A 17606-nucleotide genomic window follows, 5' to 3' on the forward strand; every position below is an offset into this window, starting at 1 on the left:
TCGCGATGGAGGATACGGACACAGGGTGCGTGACGGTCGCGCACCGCCGCCGCGCTGGGACGCGGCGCAGTCAGATGGAGGCGGGATCAATCGATGGCTAATCCGTTCGTGAAGGCCTGGAAGTACCTGATGGCCCTCTTCGATTCCAAGATCGAGGAGCATGCGGATCCGAAGGTGCAGATTCAGCAGGCTATCGAGGAAGCCCAGCGCCAGCACCAGGCCCTGTCGCAGCAGGCTGCGTCGGTGATCGGTAACCAGCGTCAGCTGGAGATGAAGCTGAACCGCCAGCTCGACGAGGTCGAGAAGCTCAATGCCAACGCGCGTCAGGCCGTTCAGCTGGCCGATCAGGCCACCGCTGCCGGCGATACCGACAAGGCGATCCAGTACACCAATGCCGCCGAGGCGTTCGCGGCCCAGCTGGTCACGGCCGAGCAGTCGGTCGAGGACCTGAAGGTGCTGCACGACCAGTCGCTGCAGGCCGCTGCGCAGGCCAAGAAGGCGGTCGAGCAGAACGCCATGCTGCTGCAGCAGAAGGTCGGCGAGCGCACCAAGCTGCTGAGCCAGCTCGAGCAGGCCAAGATGCAGGAGCAGGTCTCGGCCTCGCTGCAGCAGATGGACTCGACGCTGTCCGCGCCGGGCAGCACCCCCAGCCTGGACGCGGTGCGAGAGAAGATCGAGCGCCGCTACGCCAACGCGCTGGGTGCCGCCGAGCTGGCTCAGAACACCGTGCAGGGTCGCATGATGGAGGTGCAGCAGGCCAGCGTGCAGATGGCCGGCCACAGCCGCCTCGAGCAGATCCGGGCATCCATGCGTGGTGACGCACTGCCCTCGGGTGATTCCGCCGCCGGTCCCGCGATCGCGAATCCGGCACAGCCGCAGGCGAACCCGGGCCAGGCCGCACAGCAGTAGTACGAGCGGCGAGCCGATCGGAAGGCAGTACTGATGGGGAGAACGCGGGCCGGCACCGAAACCCGTGTGCGCCCCTGGGCCCGGTCGGCTCGCGCCGGAGTGTCCGCGCCGCCCGCCTCCGCCGCACCGTCGGCCGATGCGGCCCGGGCCACATCGGCATCGAATGCGCCGGGCCACGACGTGCGCGCGAGTTCCGCCGAATCCGTTCCCGCCGAACCATCGGGCCGGTATCGGGATTCCGGGGCCGCCACCCGCGACACCGGCTCGACCCGCTCCGCTCCCGGCTGGGCACCGGACTACTTGCCGACGCCGGCGGTCGACCTCGCTGCGACGACCGATGAACAAACCCCGGTGCGACCGAACGGACTCGCCGCGGGGACGCACAGCGCAGCCGAGCTGCGGGATCGAACCGTCTCCGGCGAGATATCCGACGCTACCGACGATTCGGAGACGAGCCCATCGCGGCGGCGCGGCCTGCGTGGCGGCCGGAGTCGGCGTCGCGACGATGGGCGTGCCCGGTCCGACAGTGCCACCGGTACCTCGAATCGTCGCTCCCGAACCGGCTCCGCACGGCGAGATGCCGAGGCCGAGAAGGGAATCGGAGAGCAGGCGGATCGGATCGGGCGAGTGCCGGACGCGCTGCGCGAAGCCGGTGAACTCGCCTTGCACACGGTCCGGAAGTGGGCCGATCCACGCGAACGTGAACTGCGTAGACGCCGCCGGGTGCGCCGCCGCAGCCTGCGTTGGAGTGCGGCCTCGGGAATGACGGTCCTGGGAACCGCGGGGCTGGTGGCGATTTCGGCGCCGGTCTGGGCGGTGGTCGTGGTCGGTGGTGGCACCGTGGCCCTGGTGACCGGTGCCGCCGTCAGTACTCGCCGCTACCTCGAATTGCGGCGAAATCCGTTGCCGCCCGCTGCTTTCGTCCCGCGCAGACTTCCGGCGGTGCGGTCGGCGGCGCGGGCTCCGATCGCACGGCTGATCCGAGCCGAACGTGCCATGTACGAGCTCGGCCGGCATATCGCGGAGGGCGGCCGGGTTCCGGCCGACGATCTCGCCGACACTCTGGCGACTGCCGGCTCGGGCGCGGCGGCGCTGCACGCGCTGGCGGGCGATGTCGCGGCGATGGAGCAGGCGGTCGGGGTGGTGGCCGATTCGGGGTGCGGTCCGCAATTGTCCCGGCAGCGCGACGCGATGGTCGAACGCCTCGAATCGGGTGTCGGCGAATACGAACAGCTGGTCAGTGCCGCCGGTCGGATACTCGCCGCCCCGCCGGCCACCGGTGCGCCCGCCGACGAATTCGGCTGGGCCATGCTCACTCTGCGCGAGGCCGCCGATCGGCTGGACGGCTGGGCCCAGGCACTGACCGATCTGGCCGATCGTCACTAGCCCTCACCCCAGCGGGCGAAATGTCTCGGGGTTCACCCTGAGATTTCCCGGATATCGCTCGTGACCTGGTGATTTTCCGTCACAAAGTTGGCAGTATGGAGGAGTCGGATCGCGTTGACGGCGGTTCGGAAACCTTCGGGAGGAATGGACATGTTCTGGAAGATTCTGGGCGTCGTCGCGCTCGTGTGGCTCGCGCTGATCATCATCGGCGCGCTGGTCAAGGCGCTGTTCCCGATCCTGATGATCAGTGCCGTGGTCTTCGGCCTGTACCTGCTGTACAAGGCCGTCTCGGGTTCGAACAAATCTACGGTCACCAAGCTGTAGTGAGCCTTCCGCGTGGGCCGTTCGGTGGATACCGAACGGCCCACCTGCGTTCATGGGGGAGCGGCGGTCGTCGGCGAACAGCGATTGCCCAGGACCGCATCCCCGGGAGGAAGGACGCTCCGGGCTAACCTTGCCGAAACAGCGCACCTTCGGTGTTCCGACCGGCCTCGACTGCGGACCGACGGCGCGAGCGAGCGTAGCGAGTGAGCGTAGGAGGAACGATCGAGGCACAGCGAGAACCCACTCCCGTTCCCGAGGATTGGCAGCGTGGTCTGGTGATCGTCGCGCATCCCGACGACATCGAATACGGTGCCGCGGCGGCCGTCGCACGCTGGACGCGGCAGGGTAAGGACATCCGCTATCTGCTGGTGACCAGCGGTGAGGCCGGGATCGCGGGGCTGTCGCCGGCCGAATGCGGACCGTTGCGTGAGCAGGAGGAGATCGCTTCCGCCCGGGAGGCAGGGGTGACGGAGGTGGAGTTCCTCGGCTATCCGGACGGGCGGATCGAGGGTGGGCTCGGCTTGCGCCGGGATCTGGCCGCCGCGATTCGCCGGCATCGTCCCGAGATGGTGGTGCTGTTCAACTTCGGCGATACCTGGGGGCCGGGGTACGTCAACAGTGCCGATCATCGGGCGGTGGGCCGCGGTGCGATGGACGCGATCTCGGATGCCGGTAACGAGTGGATCTTCCCGGACCTGGCCGAGCTGCCGATCTGGTCACCGCGCTGGGCGGCGGTCGTCGGCCCGGTCGTGACGCACGCGGTCGATGTCACCGATACCGTGCAGGCCGCGGTGGATTCGCTGGCCTGCCATTCCCGATATCTGAGTGCGCTCAGCGATGATCCGGTGCCGGATCAGGTGCGTGCGATCGTGGACCGGGCCACGAGTCCGTGCGCGGGATTCGAGGCCGATCGTGCGGTGGGGTTCGAGCTGTACCACTTCGCGGGCTGATTCCGGCGCGGGGCCGGCTGTGCGCGGTCACGATCGATCCGGTCCGGATCGATGATCGTCGTGCGGCCGCACCGGCCCGAGTTCGGGCACGGATCGGGTGTGGCATGGTGGGGCGCATGCGAGTGGCTGTTGTCGCGGGTCCCGATCCGGGCCATGCTTTTCCGGCGATCGCGTTGTGCCTGCGGTTTCTCGAGGCGGGCGACGATCCGGTGCTGTTCACCGGACCGCGCTGGTTCGAGGCGGCCCGCGCCGCCGGAATCGCGGTCCGGCGATTGAAGGGGCTGGCGCCGCGTCCACAGGACGATGACGGTGACGCCGGTGCGCGTATTCATCAGCGCGCGGCGCACATCTCCACCGAGATCCTGCCCGATCTGAGTGCGATGCTGCCCGAACTCGTGGTGTCGGACATATTGACCGTCGGTGGCGGGATGGCGGCCGAGCGGCTCGGTGTGCCGTGGGTCGAGTTGTCACCACATCCGCTGTATCTGCCGTCGAAGGCGTTGCCGCCCCTCGGGAGTGGGCTCGCGCCGGGGGAGGGATTGCGCGGGCGGATGCGCGATACCGTGTTGCGCGGCCTCACTGCCCGGGCGATCGCCCGGGGCGAGCGGCAGCGTGGAGTCGCACGTGCGAGTGTCGGTCTGCCCGAGGTGGATCCGGGGCCCGATGCCCGCCTGATCGCCACACTGCCGGCCTTGGAGGTGGCGCGGCCGGATTGGCCGCAGGACGCCCATATCGTGGGCCCGCTGCTGTGGGAGCCGACGTCGCAGGTGCTGGCGCCGCCGCCCGGCGACCGTCCGCTGGTGGTCGTGGCACCGTCGACGGCACTGACCGGGTTCGCGGACCTGGTGACCGGTGCGCTCGAGGCGCTGGACGGTAACGATGTGCGCGTGGCGATATCCATGCTGGATACACCACCGCCGGATCTGCCGTCCTGGGCCACCGCCGGGCTGGGACGACAGGACGAGCTGTTGCGCCGAGCTGCGGTCGTGGTCGGTGGTGGCGGGCACGGCTTGCTGGCGAAGACCTTGCTCGCGGGCGTGCCGATCGTGACGGTGCCGGGCGGGGGCGATCAGTGGGAGCTGGCGAATCGTGCTGTCCGGCAGGGGAGCTCGCTGCTGGTGCGGCCGTTCACCACCGAATCGCTGCGCAGTGCGGTCGCGACGGTGCTGGGGACGGAGTCCTTCCGTGCCGCCGCGGGCGCTGCCGCGGCGACAGCGAGCGATGTCGAGGATCCGGTCGCGGTCTGCCATCGGGTACTGGACCGGGTGCGCGCGAACTGAGCGGACGGCTCCCGGCCGGATCGTGCCACCGCGCCCGCGGGGCGTCGCCTTGCTGTGCGCGCGGTACTGCGTGGTGTGGTGACCGGTATCGTCGGGATGATGCGGTTGACGGAATTCCAGGAACTCTTGCATACCGAATTCGGCGTCTCTCGCGGCGACCTGCTGCTGGCCGATCATGTTCTGCCCGCCATGCGCGGTCGCACGGGTGCCCAGGCGATCGAGGACGGTATCGACCCGCGTGAGGTCTGGCGGGCACTCTGCGCCGAATTCGACGTCCCGAAGAATCGCTGGTGATCCCCGGAGCCGGTCGGGTGATAGGCACGTCACAGCGGCATTGACCTCGAGTCGGCTCGAGGTTGCAGGGTGGTGGCATGGATACCGAGACAATCGACAGCCGGATTCGTGACCTGCTGGACCGCACCGAGATCGCCGACTTGCTGGACCGTTATCTGCGGTCGCTGGACGAGGGGATCTTCGACGAGCAGTGGGCCGGTACCTATTTCACCGCGGACGTGACGGCCGAGATGCCGATCGGAACCGTGTCGGGCCGGGAGGCGGTGCTGGCGAGTATCCAGCGCGGCATGGCGTTGTTCGATCGCACCGTCCATCTGGGCACCAACGCGGTGATCGAGGTGCACGGTGACACGGCGACGGCACGAGGGGCACAGTTGAGTACCCATGTGCTCGCCGACGGGGCCGAGGACGTCTTCGTCTCGGCCGGTCATGCCGACAGCGAACTGGTCCGCACCGCCGAGGGCTGGCGGATCTCCGCCTCGGCACTACGCATCGTGTGGACGCGGGGAACGCCGCCTCGGCGACCGGCGGTCTGAGCGACCGGCGGATCCGGGTCGCCTCCGGGGATCGTGAATGCCGCGGAGACGACCCGGATTTCAGCCGACCGGAACCGGGTCGCCGGTGGATTCGACGGATACCGCGGGCTCTCGGGTGCCGAACAGGGCGAAGGCCGCGATGCCGCAGACGATTCCGACGCCGGCCGCCACCGCGACCGCCGCGTCCAGTCCGGACACGAACTGCGCCACCGTCGTTCGTCCCGGACCGGTCACGCTCCGCATCACCGTGCCCAGAATCGCCACACCGAGGGCCAGGCCGAGTTGGCGTGCGGTGTTGACCGCGCCCGCCGCGGTTCCGCTCTGCTGCGGGGAGACCGCGGCCATCGCGACCGCGACCAGCGGTGGAGCCAGCGTTCCGACGCCGAGGCCGATGATCAGGTAGCCGGGAAGCAGTGCGCTCCACGAGGATCCGGTGTCGATCATGGCGAGCAGCCCGGATCCGATACCGACGACCACGAGGCCACCGCCGATGGTCCAGCGTGGGGACACGTCGTGCAGGCGGCGGCCGAACACCCCCGACACCACGAAAGCGGTCGCGGCCATCGGCAGCATCGACAGTCCCGCACGCAACGGGCCGAGCTGAAGTTGCTGCTGCAGCCACAGCGAGATCAGCGGGCTGGCCGCGAAGGCGGCGAAATTGAAGCCCGTGGCGGCCACCAGCGCCGCGACGAAGGTCCGATTGCGCAACAGGGGTAGCGGGAACATCGGTGTGGCGCCGCGATATTCGACGAGCACGAAGCCGCCGATCGCCAGGGCGCCGGCGATCAGCGCGGTGGCCGCGGCGCCATCGCTCCACCCGTGCTCACCACCGCGGATGACACCGTAGGTGAGTGCGGTCGCGGCGAGGGTGAAGCTCGCCATCCCCGCCACGTCCACCGTGCGGCCGGGGCGGCGCGCGGACGGGCCGAAGGCGAAGACCGACAACACGATCGTGAGTACCGCGATCGGCAGATTCACCAGGAAGATCCACCGCCACGACAGCAGATCGGTGAGGACTCCGCCGAGTACGACTCCCATACCGGCCGCGGCACCCGAGACCGCGCCCCAGGCGCCGAAGGCGATACCGCGATCGCGGCCGTTGTAGGTGGCGTGCAGCAGTGACAGCGTGGTCGCGAACATGGCCGCGCCCCCGATGCCCTGAACCGCGCGCGCGGCGACGAGCAGGTTCGAGGATCCGGCGAGTCCGCAGGCCAGTGAGGCGGCGGCGAATATCACCAGCCCGGCCAGATAGGTGGGTTTGGCGCCGAACCGATCGGCGATGGAACCGAGTACCAGCAACAGCGCGGCGAGAGCCAGGGCGTAGCCGTCGACGACCCACTGCAGCCCGGACAGTCCGGTGCCGAGATCGGCGGCGATGTCGGGCAACGCGACATTGACGATGGTGACGTCGATGAGCAGCATCAGCGTGCCCAGGCACGCGGCGAACAAGGGGAGCCATTTCCGCATGGCGACCTCCGGTCGAGAAATGATTGATTTCGACGCCAAGCCTGCGAGATGCTTCAAAGACCATCCAGTCGATCCGCTACGGACGTGAGATTCCGCCTATGAATTCAGAAGAGGACATCGAATCCTCCATCATGGATCTGCTCGACAAGCAGATCGTGCACGGGCTGGTCACCGACCCACGCATTCCGTTCGCGAAACTGGGCGCGATCCTGGGGGTTTCCGAGCAGACCGTGGCGCGGCGCTACCGCTCGATGCGCGGGCGCGGAATCCTGCACATCTCGGGGCTGGTGAACGCCGTGCCGATGGGCAATACCCGGTGGATGCTGCGGCTGCGTTCCACCCCCGACAAGGCGTTGCGGCTGGCGGAATCGCTGGCGAAACTGCCCGATGTCAGCTGGGTGGCCCTGCTGTCGACCGGTGCGGAGGTCACCTGCGTCAGCCGGCCGCGCTCGATCGAGCAGCGAGATGCCCTGCTGCTCAACATCCTTCCGCACACCAGTCTGATCACCGGTCTGATGGCCTACGAGATGATCCACCGGTTCCCGATGGCCGACGAATGGCCGCGCTACGGCCGGCTTCTCGATGCCGGCCAATTGCGGCAGCTGGGGCGGCGGCCGCCGCTGGACGATCTGCGCGGTCCGGAATCACCGGTGGATCTGTCCGCGACCGACGAGGCGATGCTGGCGATGCTGGCGCGTGACGGCCGTACCTCCTATGCCCGGCTGGCGACCGAAACCGGATGGAACGCCACCCGGGTCGCCCGGCGGATGGCGGAGTTGACGGCGGCGGGTGTGCTGTATTTCGATCTCGACTTCGCCATCGAGCGAATGGGATACGCGGTGCGGGCCTCGCTGTGGATCCGTACCCGGCCCGCGGATCTGGACACCGTCGGCCGTGCCCTGGCGGAGCATCCGGAGGCGGCATTCGTCGGCGCCACCACCGGGCCGACCAATCTGGTCGCGTCGATCGTGTGCCGCGACAGCGCGCATCTGTACCGCTACCTCACCGAACGGCTGGGTGCGCTGGATGGGGTCCTGGATGTGGAGGTGACGCCGACATTGCGGATGCTGAAGCAGGCGCAGGCGCTGATGCACACCGATCGGATCGCGGTGGTGCCGACGGCGACCGCCGCCCGGACCCGGTGACGGCGGCCGGGGCCCGACAACGCAGGTGGTACCACGAATCGTGGCGGATCGGACCGCCGGTTCGGGGGTCGGCGGGGACGCTTGACCGGGGCCGATGACGCACGGATTGCGGGCAGGGGTGCGGCTGCCGGGGCCGATTCGCGTGTCGCCGGGCGCGTCGCTTGCCTCGAACACGTGTTCGTCTAAGCTTGCCGTCAGAACTTGTCGGTGCCGCCCTCTAGCGTGGGCGCCAACCACACAATGAGACTTACCCGTCAGAAGGGGAACAGACGATGGCACCACAGGCCTACGACCGCGACAAGGCGCTCGAGCTCGCTCTGGCGCAGGTCGAGAAGAGCTTCGGCAAGGGCGCGATCATGCGTCTGGGCGAGGAGGCGCATCAGCCCATCTCGGTGATTCCGACCGGCTCGATCGCCCTGGATGTGGCGCTGGGCATCGGTGGTCTGCCGCGCGGTCGTGTCGTGGAGGTCTACGGTCCGGAATCCTCCGGTAAGACCACGGTCGCCCTGCACGCCATCGCCAACGCCCAGGCCAACGGCGGCCTTGCGGCCTTCATCGACGCCGAGCACGCGCTGGACCCGGAATACGCCCGCAAACTCGGTGTCGATACCGACGCACTGCTGGTCTCCCAGCCCGACACCGGTGAGCAGGCCCTCGAAATCGCCGACATGCTGGTGCGTTCCGGCGCACTGGACATCATCGTCATCGACTCGGTCGCGGCGCTGGTTCCGCGCGCGGAGATCGAGGGCGAGATGGGTGACAGCCACGTCGGCCTGCAGGCCCGCCTGATGAGCCAGGCGCTGCGCAAGATGACCAGTGCCCTCAACAACTCCGGCACCACGGCCATCTTCATCAACCAACTGCGCGAGAAGATCGGCGTCATGTTCGGCTCGCCCGAGACCACCACCGGTGGTAAGGCGCTGAAGTTCTACGCCTCGGTGCGTCTGGATGTGCGCCGCATCGAGACGCTGAAGGACGGTACCGACGCGGTGGGTAACCGCACTCGTGTGAAGGTCGTCAAGAACAAGGTCTCGCCGCCGTTCAAGCAGGCCGAATTCGACATCCTCTACGGTGCGGGCATCTCCAAGGAAGGCTCGATCATCGATATGGGTGTCGAGCACGGCTTCATCCGCAAGTCCGGTTCCTGGTACACCTACGAGGGCGACCAGCTGGGCCAGGGCAAGGAGAACGCCCGCAAGTTCCTGCTGGAGAACACCGACGTCCGTGACGAGGTCGAGAAGAAGATCAAGGAAAAGCTCGGCATCGGTGCCGATGTCACCGCAGACGCGGGTGCCGAGGCGCCCGTCGACTTCTAGTCGATGCCGGACCGGGAAGTGCCGGGGTCCGCGCCATATCCGGACCCCGGCGCCTCTCGGCTCGATGCCGTCGAACGGTTGCGGCGGCAACTGGAAGAAATCGAATCCGGCCCCCGGGACGGTGACGGCCCGGAGGGCGAGTCGCGGTCGAGAACCGTTCGCCGACAGGGGGGTTCGATCCGCCGCCGGCGATCGAAACCGAATGCGGGGGATTCGCCCACCGGTGTGTGGCGTTCCGATGACGGTCCGGTGCCCGTGCGTGCGCCGGGCGACGAAGGTATAGGCGCATCCGAGCTGCCGGATCGGCCCGTCCCCGAGTCCGCCCGACGGCTCGGTTCAGGTACGAACCGCAGGGTGCCGCATGGCGATGACGGACCGGTATCGGGCTGTGTCGGTGCGGTGGGCGTCGAGTCGGGGACTGTCGAGTCGGGGACTGCCGTCGGCCCGACGAGAAGGGACGGGGAACAAGTCCGTGGTGTCGGCGCTGGGGCACACGATCGGATTCGTGCACTGCAGGACCGGATCGACGCGGTGGAGCGGGGACTGGTCGAGGCCGACCGCAGCGGACACCCATACGGTCCGAACCGTCGCGCGGAGGATCGTCGCGCGGAGGATCGGGAAGTCGGCGACAGTGGTTCGCGCGCTCTGGATCAGGACGCGGGTGACGGCCGTTCGCGAGAACGGCGGCGAGCAGGAGCTGGTACGGGCGGACGCCGCGGATCGCGGCGCCGTTCCGGCACTGGGCGCGACGAGCGTGCCGATGCGGCGCCGGCCGGTGCGCCGAAGGCGGGAACCGAGACACAAGCCAAGGACGTCTGCCTGCGTCTGCTCACCGATCGTGCCCGCAGTCGCACCGAGCTCGCCGATAAACTCGCGGCCAAGGGATTCACGCCGGAGGTCGCCGAGCGGGCCCTGAATCGCCTCGCCGAGGTCGGGCTCATCGACGATGCCGCTTTCGCCGAACAATGGGTGCACTCCCGCCACACCTTCTCCGGCAAAGGGAAAAAGGTTCTCGCACAAGAACTTCGCCGCAAAGGCGTGTCGGATACCGATGCCGAACCCGCGCTCGCGGCGATCACACCGGCCGATGAAAGTGCCCGCGCCGCCGAGTTGGTTCGCCGCAAACTCGCGACGTTGCCCGGCGACCTGACACCGGACAAGGCAACCGCCCGCCTCGTCGGCATGCTCGCACGGCGCGGCTTCAACCAATCCATGGCGTACGCGGTGGTGAAGGACGAACTGGCGGCGGCGGATCGTGCCCCGGTGGAACCACCCGAGGGAGTCTCGTCGTCCACCGCAGCCGGAGTAGCGCGTACCGATCCCGGGCGGCGCTCCCTCACCCGCAGCACGGTATCGGAGGCTCCGACTCCGTCCACCGGTGGCCCGGACGCCGAACAGGCCGTCGAACTGGTCCGCCGCAAGATGCGGACGATGTCTCGCGATCTGCCCCGGGACAAGACGATCGCCCGCCTGGTGGGCGTGCTCGCCCGGCGTGGATTCGACCAGTCCATGGCGTACAGGGTGGTGAAGGACGAGCTGGCCGCGGTGGCCGACGATGCGCCGTCCGGCGAGCGCATGTCGGATACCGAGCCGGGCGCCGACGGCACCGGGCGCCTGGGCCGGGCATCGGCGGTCGGCACGGCATCGGCGGCGAGCGCCGGGTCCGCTCCCGAACCGGATGCCGAGCAGGCGGCGGAGCTGGTGCGACGCAAGATGCGGACCATGCCACGAAATCTGTCCTCGGACAAGGTGATCAACCGTCTGGTCGGCATGCTCGCGCGGCGGGGATATCGCCAGTCGGTCGCTTACGACGTGGTCCGAGCAGAACTTGCCCATGGTTACCCGCCCGAGTGACGAATCGGCGCACCCGTCGTGGACCGAGACCCATCGCGTGGAGCCCGAAGCTGGGCGCTGACCACAGCCGACACGCGACGTCTGGGCGGCGGTCGCGGTGAGCTGCCTGATCTTCGGGCGCGCAGATCGGCCGGGGGCCGAAGCCTGTGGAGGAGGCGCGGTCTTGGCCACTTCTCGGCCGGAAGCGTCCTATGCTGCGCGAATGACCTCGGATTCGGCCGGTCGGCGAAGTCGCACACAGCGCGCCGCGCTGGTGGTCGCGTGGATCGCGGTGGCGCTGGCGGGTGCGAGTACGCGGCCTTTCGGTGCCGCCGCGACCGGACTGGTCGCCGGTGCCACGATTGTCGCGATCGGCTTCGCCCTGCGAGCCGGGGTGGTCGACATCGCGTTCACCCGGCGGCTGCGCTGTGGCGTCGTGTTCTGGTCGGTACTGTTTGCGGTGGTTCTGGCCTGGGAGCTGTTCGCCTGGTCGAGACAACCGGCGCTGCTGGTACCCGACCCCGCCCATCCCACCTTGTCGACCCTGCTCAGCCCGGGGCTCGATGGCGGACCGGGGCGATTCGCCGGCTGGCTGGTGTGGCTCGCCGCCGGTTGGTGGCTGGTGCGGCCATGACCGAATCCGCGGTGGTGATCACCGGATTCATCGTCTTGGCCGTAGCGATCGTTCTCGCGGTGGTGACAACTCATCTGCGCCGGCGGTCCTGGGCAACGCTCGGTGAGACGGTGCGGTATCTGACCCGCACCAGGCTCGCGCGGATCGTGGCGGTGGCGGTGTGGGCCTGGCTCGGCTGGCACTTTCTCGCACGCTGAGGCAGATGGATGTGGACACCCGTCCCCGGCCGTCGCGAGTGGCGTGGCCGGCGGCCGGGGGAGGTGCCTGTTCAGGATCGATGACCGGGCGCGGGCGGTCGAGGATTGTGCTCGGCGCGAATCAATCCGGGTAGGACCGGACGCCGGTGGCGTTCACACCCGCGGCGCCGTCGGTGATGACCGAATCGACGCCGAGGACGGTCCCGCCGCCGCGCCGCCGGGTCCGCAGATAGCGCTCCAGACGCGTGGCGAGCATGGTCAGCGTCCAGTTCAGAGCGATCATGATGACGGCGACGACGATCAGCGCCGGCACCGTGTTCTGCTCGGCGGCACCGAGTTGCTGGCCCTGGCGCACGATCTCCTGATAGGTGATCTGATAGCCGAGCGCGGTGTCCTTGAGAGCGACCACCATCTGCGAAATCAGCGCCGGCAGCATCGCCGTCACCGCCTGCGGGAGCAGAATCGACCACATCATCTGGCCCTTGCGCAGGCCCAGTGCCTGCGCAGCCTCGGTCTGCCCGTAGGGCAGCGACCGGATGCCCGAGCGCACGATTTCCGCGATGACCGATGCGTTGTAGACCGTCAGTGCGATCACCACGGCCGCCAGCGCCAGCTGGTCGGAGGCGAACAGAGCGTCCTTGGCGAACCAGTTGTAGAGGAAGATCATCAAGATCAGCACCGGAATGGCCCGTGCCACTTCGACGATCGCCCCGGCCACCCAGCGGACGCTGCGATGATCGGACAACCGCAACAGTCCGAAGATCATCCCGATCACCATGGCGAAGACGATCGACAGCGCGGCGGCAACCAGTGTGCCGCGCACACCGGGCAGGATGTAGGTCTGCCAGATGTCGGCTTCGACGAAGGGCTGCCATTTCTCGGCGGTCAGCTGGCCCTTGTCGTCGAAGGCCCGCCAGACCAGCCAGCCGGCCAGCACCAGCGCCGCCAGCACCAGGAGCGAATACACCGCATGCCGACGGCGAGCCCTCGGGCCCGGGGCGTCATAGAGAACCGAGGCCCCGGCGCTCATCGTTTCACCTCGAATCGTTTGGCCAGCCAGCCGAACAGCAGCCCGGTGGGCAGCGTCAGGATGACGAATCCGAGGGCGAAGATCGCGCCGATGGCGAGAATGTCGGCCTCGGTTTCGTTCATGGACGCCATCAGCGCCGCTGCCTCGGCCACGCCGATCGCCGAGGCGATCGTGGAGTTCTTCGTCAAGGCGATGAGTACGCTGCCCAGCGGCGCGATCACCGATCGAAAGGCTTGCGGCAGCACCACATGCCGCAGATTCTGGCTGAATGTCAGCCCCAGTGATCGGCCCGCCTCGGACTGTCCCAGCGGGACCGTATTGATCCCGGCGCGCAGAGATTCACAGACGAAAGAGGCGGTGTAGACACTCAAGCCGAGAACAGCGAATCGAAAGTTGTTGGTGGGCAGGAAATCCAGACCCGAACTCTCACTCGCGAGTTCGATTCCCAGGGTGGTGTAGAGCCCGAGTGAGCAGAACACCAGAATCAGCGTGAGCGGGGTGTTGCGGAATACGGTCACATAGGTCGTCCCCATCCACCGCGCCACCGGAACGGGCGACACCCGCATCGCCGCCACCAGGGTGCCGATGATCAGTGCCCCGACCGCGGAGAACACCGTCAATTTGATGGTCACCCAGAAGGCATCCCACAGCTGACTGTCGTATCGGGAGATCAAGTCGAACACGGTGGACGCGCCCTTCTGCTCGCTGCGCCGGACCGGGTGCCGGAGCGGCCGGCACCCGTGCCGATTCAGTAGCGGTCGACCTGCGGCGGTGCGGGGATCGGGAAGGTGTTGCCGAAGTTCTTCTCCAGCGAGGCCTTCCAGGACCCGTCGTCGATCATCGATTCGATCGCATCGTTGATCTTGGTGCGGGAGTCGGTATCACCCTTCTTCAGGCCGATGCCGTAGTTCTCGGTCGTGAACGGCTGGCCGACCACCTTCAACTGGCCCGGCGACTGCGCCGCGTAACCGGCCAGAATGATGTTGTCGGTGGTCACCGCGTCCACCGCACCGGATTTCAATGCCTCCACACACAGCGAGTAGGTGTCGTATTCCTGCAGCTGCACATCGTTGGCGAAGTTCTTCTGAATATTCTGTGCCGGTGTGGATCCCTTCACCGAGCAGAGTTTCTTACCGCCCTTCAGCGATTCCGGCCCGGTGATCTCGTTATTGTCGGCGCGAACCAGCAACGATTGCCCGGCGACGTAATACGGCCCGGCGAAATCGACCTTCTGCTTGCGCTGATCGGTGATGGAATAGGTGGCGACCACATAGTCGACCTGTCCGTTCTGAATCAGCGTTTCGCGCTGCGCGGACGGGGCCTCCTTGAATCGGATCTTGTCCGGGCTCACTCCGAGTTTCCCGGCGACGTAGGTCGCCACGTCCACGTCGAATCCGGAGAACGATCCGTTCCGATCGCGCAGGCCCAGGCCCGGCTGATCGAATTTGATGCCGACGGTCAGTTCGCCTTCGGAGGCGTGCTGGGTGGCGGTTTTGTTACTGCCGCCGCCGCAGCCGGTCGCGACGACCGCGATGGCCAGCGCGCCGATTCCGAACCGCAGCGCTCGAGTGATCCTCATCGAATGCCTTCTCTCTCGTGAAGTGTGAAGGGGCCTCCGCTGTCTCGCCGCGGTCGTGCACGGCGATCAATGGCTCAGGATCTTGCCCAGGAAATCCCTGGCCCGCTCGGAGGCGGGCGCGGTGAAGAAGGTTTCCGGCGGCGCATCCTCGACGATCCGGCCGTCGTCCATGAACAGCACCCGGTCTCCGGCACGGCGCGCGAAACCCATCTCATGGGTCACGACAAGCATGGTCATGCCCTCCTTGGCCAGCGAGACCATCACATCCAGTACCTCGTTGACCATTTCCGGATCCAGGGCGGAGGTGGGCTCGTCGAACAACATCACCTTCGGGTCCATCGCCAGTGCCCGCGCGATGGCCACCCGTTGCTGCTGACCACCGGACAGCTGCGCCGGATACTTGCCGGCCTGATCGGCGATCCCGACCCGCTCGAGCAGTTCCATCGCGTGGGTGCGTGCCCGTTTCTTGTCGACGCGGCGCACCTTCACCGGTCCGAGCAGCACATTGTCCAGGATCGTCTTGTGCGCGAACAGATTGAACGATTGGAAGACCATGCCCACGTCGGCGCGCAATTTCGCCAGTGCGCGGCCTTCGGCCGGAAGTTCCACGCCGTCGACGGCTATGGTGCCGGAGTCGATCGGCTCGAGCCGATTCACCGTGCGGCACAAGGTGGATTTGCCGGAACCGGAGGGGCCCAGCACGATGACGACCTGGCCTCGCGGTACCTCCAGGTTCACATCGCGCAGCACGTGCAGATCTCCGAAGTGCTTGTCCACGTTGCGCATCGAGATCATCGGCGGGACGGAGGCGGTGCGCGCGGATGCTCCGGCCGCGGCGGGGTCGCCGGACTCGACAGGCTTCCCGGCACCGGGAGTACCGAGGGTTGCGTCGGCAGCATCGGTCATGAAAGTCGACCCTAGAGTGGTTGTGCGCGAAATGCGCAGTTTTGGCATGTGCGTCGTACCGTCGCCGCCTGGCCTTCACCTGGCGGTGACCCGGCCGCCCGGTGACGTGACCGCCGTCACCCGGCATCCGGTCGCGGCCACCGGGGTGGGTGCCCGATTCGGTGCAGCGTCTACCCTGGATGCGTGAATTCGTCCATGCAGGTTGCAGCACATTCGGCTGCCGGACGCGACCCCGATTCGGCCACCGATCCGCAGTCGTCGCGGACCTATGAGGTCCGGACCTACGGCTGTCAGATGAACGTGCACGACTCCGAACGGTTGTCGGGCCTGCTCGAGGACGCCGGATATACCAAGGCCGCCGGTGGTGAGACCGCCGATCTGGTGGTGTTCAACACCTGTGCGGTGCGCGAGAACGCCGACAACAAGCTCTACGGGACACTGGGTCATCTGGCGCCGATCAAGGCCGGGCGCCCGGGGATGCAGATCGCCGTCGGCGGATGCCTGGCGCAGAAGGATCGCGACACCGTCGTACGCAAGGCCCCGTGGGTGGATGTCGTGTTCGGTACGCACAACATCGGATCACTGCCGGTGTTGCTCGAGCGTGCCCGCCACAACGAACAGGCCGAGGTCGAGATTCTGGAGTCGCTGGAGGCGTTCCCCTCGACCCTGCCCGCCCGGCGCGAATCCGCCTACGCCGGTTGGGTATCGATCTCGGTGGGCTGCAACAACACCTGCACGTTCTGCATCGTGCCGTCGCTGCGCGGCAAAGAGGTCGATCGCCGGCCCGGCGATGTGCTGGCCGAGGTACAGGCGCTGGTCGATCAGGGTGTGCTCGAGGTGACGCTGCTGGGGCAGAACGTCAATTCCTACGGTGTGAACTTCGCCGAACCCGCACTGCCACAGGGGCATCCGGCGGATTTCACGCCCGAGCGGCGCGACCGCGGCGCCTTCGCGAAACTGCTGCGCGCCTGCGGCGGTATCGACGGGCTCGAGCGGGTGCGCTTCACCTCGCCGCATCCCGCGGAGTTCACCGACGACGTCATCGAGGCGATGGCACAGACCCCGAATGTGTGCCCGCAGCTGCACATGCCGCTGCAATCGGGATCGGACCGGGTTCTCAAGGCGATGCGGCGGTCCTACCGCAAGGACCGCTTCCTCGGCATCATCGAGAAGGTGCGGGCCGTCATGCCGCACGCCGCGATCACCACCGACATCATCGTCGGCTTCCCCGGTGAGACCGAGGAGGACTTCCAGGAAACCCTCGATGTGGTGCGGCAGGCGCGGTTCACCAGCGCCTTCACCTTCCAGTACTCGATTCGGCCCGGCACCCCGGCGGCCACGATGGCCGATCAGGTGCCCAAGGCCGTGGTGCAGGAGCGCTACGACCGGCTCATCGAACTGCAGGAGCAGATCTCGCTGGAGGCCAATCGGGCGCTGATCGGGACAGAGGTCGAACTGCTGGTCGCCGACGGCGCGGGTAAGAAGAACGCGGCGACCGCGCGGATGAGCGGCCGGGCCCGGGACGGGCGGCTGGTCCACTTCCGGCCCGAAACCGGTATGTCCATCCGGCCCGGCGATATCGTCACCGTCGACATCACCGGCGCCGCACCGCACCATCTGATCGCCGACAGTCCCGTCCACACCCACCGGCGCACCCCCGCCGGCGATGCGCACGAACGCGGTGTGCTTCCCAAGACCGCGCCCATCGGGGTGGGGCTGGGGCTGCCGCGGATCGGCGCTCCCGAACCGGTACCCGCCGCGTCCGGTTGCGATACCGGCTGTGGGGCGTGAGTAGCGTGCGGCGATGAGCGAACGCGGAC

General features: G+C 67.8%; 17 protein-coding genes and 1 pseudogene. 13 read left to right on the forward strand and 5 right to left on the reverse strand.

Annotation, left to right across the window (positions count from 1 at the left end):
* Positions 1 to 93: 93 nt before the first annotated feature.
* The 7 genes from AB0L57_RS12065 to AB0L57_RS12095 all read left to right on the forward strand — a co-directional run bounded on the left by AB0L57_RS12065 (position 94) and on the right by AB0L57_RS12095 (position 5679).
* Positions 94 to 909, forward strand: a complete 816-nt coding sequence (locus AB0L57_RS12065; RefSeq protein ID WP_364960455.1) for a PspA/IM30 family protein — start codon at positions 94 to 96, stop codon at positions 907 to 909.
* A gap of 33 nt (positions 910 to 942) precedes the next feature.
* A complete protein-coding gene (locus AB0L57_RS12070; RefSeq protein WP_364960457.1) occupies positions 943 to 2295 on the forward strand; it encodes a hypothetical protein in 1353 nt (450 codons plus the stop codon).
* 150 nt (positions 2296 to 2445) lie between these two features.
* A complete protein-coding gene (locus AB0L57_RS12075) occupies positions 2446 to 2619 on the forward strand; it encodes a hypothetical protein (protein ID WP_364960459.1) in 174 nt (57 codons plus the stop codon).
* Positions 2620 to 2822: 203 nt separating this feature from the next.
* Entirely contained in the window at positions 2823 to 3569 is a 747-nt protein-coding gene (locus tag AB0L57_RS12080; RefSeq protein WP_364960461.1) for a PIG-L deacetylase family protein, read from the forward strand.
* Positions 3570 to 3685: 116 nt separating this feature from the next.
* A complete protein-coding gene (locus AB0L57_RS12085; RefSeq protein ID WP_364960463.1) occupies positions 3686 to 4849 on the forward strand; it encodes a glycosyl transferase in 1164 nt (387 codons plus the stop codon).
* 99 nt (positions 4850 to 4948) lie between these two features.
* A complete protein-coding gene (locus tag AB0L57_RS12090) occupies positions 4949 to 5143 on the forward strand; it encodes a DUF3046 domain-containing protein (protein ID WP_364960465.1) in 195 nt (64 codons plus the stop codon).
* 77 nt (positions 5144 to 5220) lie between these two features.
* On the forward strand, positions 5221 to 5679 hold the full coding sequence (locus tag AB0L57_RS12095) for a nuclear transport factor 2 family protein (RefSeq protein ID WP_364960466.1): 459 nt from the start codon (positions 5221 to 5223) through the stop codon (positions 5677 to 5679).
* A gap of 60 nt (positions 5680 to 5739) precedes the next feature.
* Here AB0L57_RS12095 and AB0L57_RS12100 read toward each other — a convergent pair whose 3' ends face one another.
* Complete coding sequence (locus AB0L57_RS12100; protein ID WP_364960468.1) at positions 5740 to 7146, reverse strand: MFS transporter; 1407 nt, start codon at positions 7144 to 7146, stop codon at positions 5740 to 5742.
* 98 nt (positions 7147 to 7244) lie between these two features.
* On the opposite strand from AB0L57_RS12100, the gene AB0L57_RS12105 reads away from it, so the two are divergent.
* The 5 genes and pseudogenes from AB0L57_RS12105 (at position 7245) to AB0L57_RS12125 (ending at position 12271) form a co-directional block, all read left to right on the forward strand.
* Positions 7245 to 8291, forward strand: a complete 1047-nt coding sequence (locus AB0L57_RS12105) for an Lrp/AsnC family transcriptional regulator (protein WP_364960470.1) — start codon at positions 7245 to 7247, stop codon at positions 8289 to 8291.
* 272 nt (positions 8292 to 8563) lie between these two features.
* Complete coding sequence (gene recA / locus AB0L57_RS12110) at positions 8564 to 9607, forward strand: recombinase RecA (protein ID WP_364960472.1); 1044 nt, start codon at positions 8564 to 8566, stop codon at positions 9605 to 9607.
* A gap of 645 nt (positions 9608 to 10252) precedes the next feature.
* Positions 10253 to 10858: pseudogene (gene recX, locus AB0L57_RS12115) on the forward strand (recombination regulator RecX); the annotation flags it as partial.
* 805 nt (positions 10859 to 11663) lie between these two features.
* Positions 11664 to 12074 carry a hypothetical protein gene (locus tag AB0L57_RS12120; protein ID WP_364960474.1) on the forward strand — a complete coding sequence of 137 codons (411 nt, stop codon included), beginning with the start codon at positions 11664 to 11666 and terminating at the stop codon, positions 12072 to 12074.
* Positions 12071 to 12271 (forward strand): DUF6186 family protein, encoded by a 201-nt coding sequence (locus AB0L57_RS12125; RefSeq protein WP_364960476.1) that lies wholly within the window; start codon positions 12071 to 12073, stop codon positions 12269 to 12271. Before AB0L57_RS12120 ends, AB0L57_RS12125 begins: the two co-directional genes overlap by 4 nt.
* Before the next feature lie 121 nt (positions 12272 to 12392).
* On the opposite strand, the gene AB0L57_RS12130 is transcribed toward AB0L57_RS12125, so the two are convergent.
* The 4 genes from AB0L57_RS12130 to AB0L57_RS12145 form a co-directional block, all read right to left on the reverse strand.
* Entirely contained in the window at positions 12393 to 13301 is a 909-nt protein-coding gene (locus AB0L57_RS12130; RefSeq protein ID WP_364960478.1) for an amino acid ABC transporter permease, read from the reverse strand.
* On the reverse strand, positions 13298 to 13984 hold the full coding sequence (locus AB0L57_RS12135; protein ID WP_364960480.1) for an amino acid ABC transporter permease: 687 nt from the start codon (positions 13982 to 13984) through the stop codon (positions 13298 to 13300). The genes AB0L57_RS12130 and AB0L57_RS12135 overlap by 4 nt, the downstream gene beginning before the upstream one ends.
* 65 nt (positions 13985 to 14049) lie before the next feature.
* Positions 14050 to 14880, reverse strand: coding sequence for a glutamate ABC transporter substrate-binding protein (locus AB0L57_RS12140; RefSeq protein ID WP_364960482.1), 831 nt, complete (start codon positions 14878 to 14880; stop codon positions 14050 to 14052).
* A 66-nt stretch (positions 14881 to 14946) separates the two neighbouring features.
* Positions 14947 to 15675 carry an amino acid ABC transporter ATP-binding protein gene (locus AB0L57_RS12145; protein WP_364960608.1) on the reverse strand — a complete coding sequence of 243 codons (729 nt, stop codon included), beginning with the start codon at positions 15673 to 15675 and terminating at the stop codon, positions 14947 to 14949.
* A 306-nt stretch (positions 15676 to 15981) separates the two neighbouring features.
* On the opposite strand from AB0L57_RS12145, the gene miaB reads away from it, so the two are divergent.
* On the forward strand, positions 15982 to 17577 hold the full coding sequence (gene miaB / locus AB0L57_RS12150) for a tRNA (N6-isopentenyl adenosine(37)-C2)-methylthiotransferase MiaB (protein ID WP_364960610.1): 1596 nt from the start codon (positions 15982 to 15984) through the stop codon (positions 17575 to 17577).
* Positions 17578 to 17606: the final 29 nt, after the last annotated feature.

This window comes from Nocardia sp. NPDC052254 (assembly GCF_040679495.1).
GTDB lineage: Bacteria > Actinomycetota > Actinomycetes > Mycobacteriales > Mycobacteriaceae > Nocardia.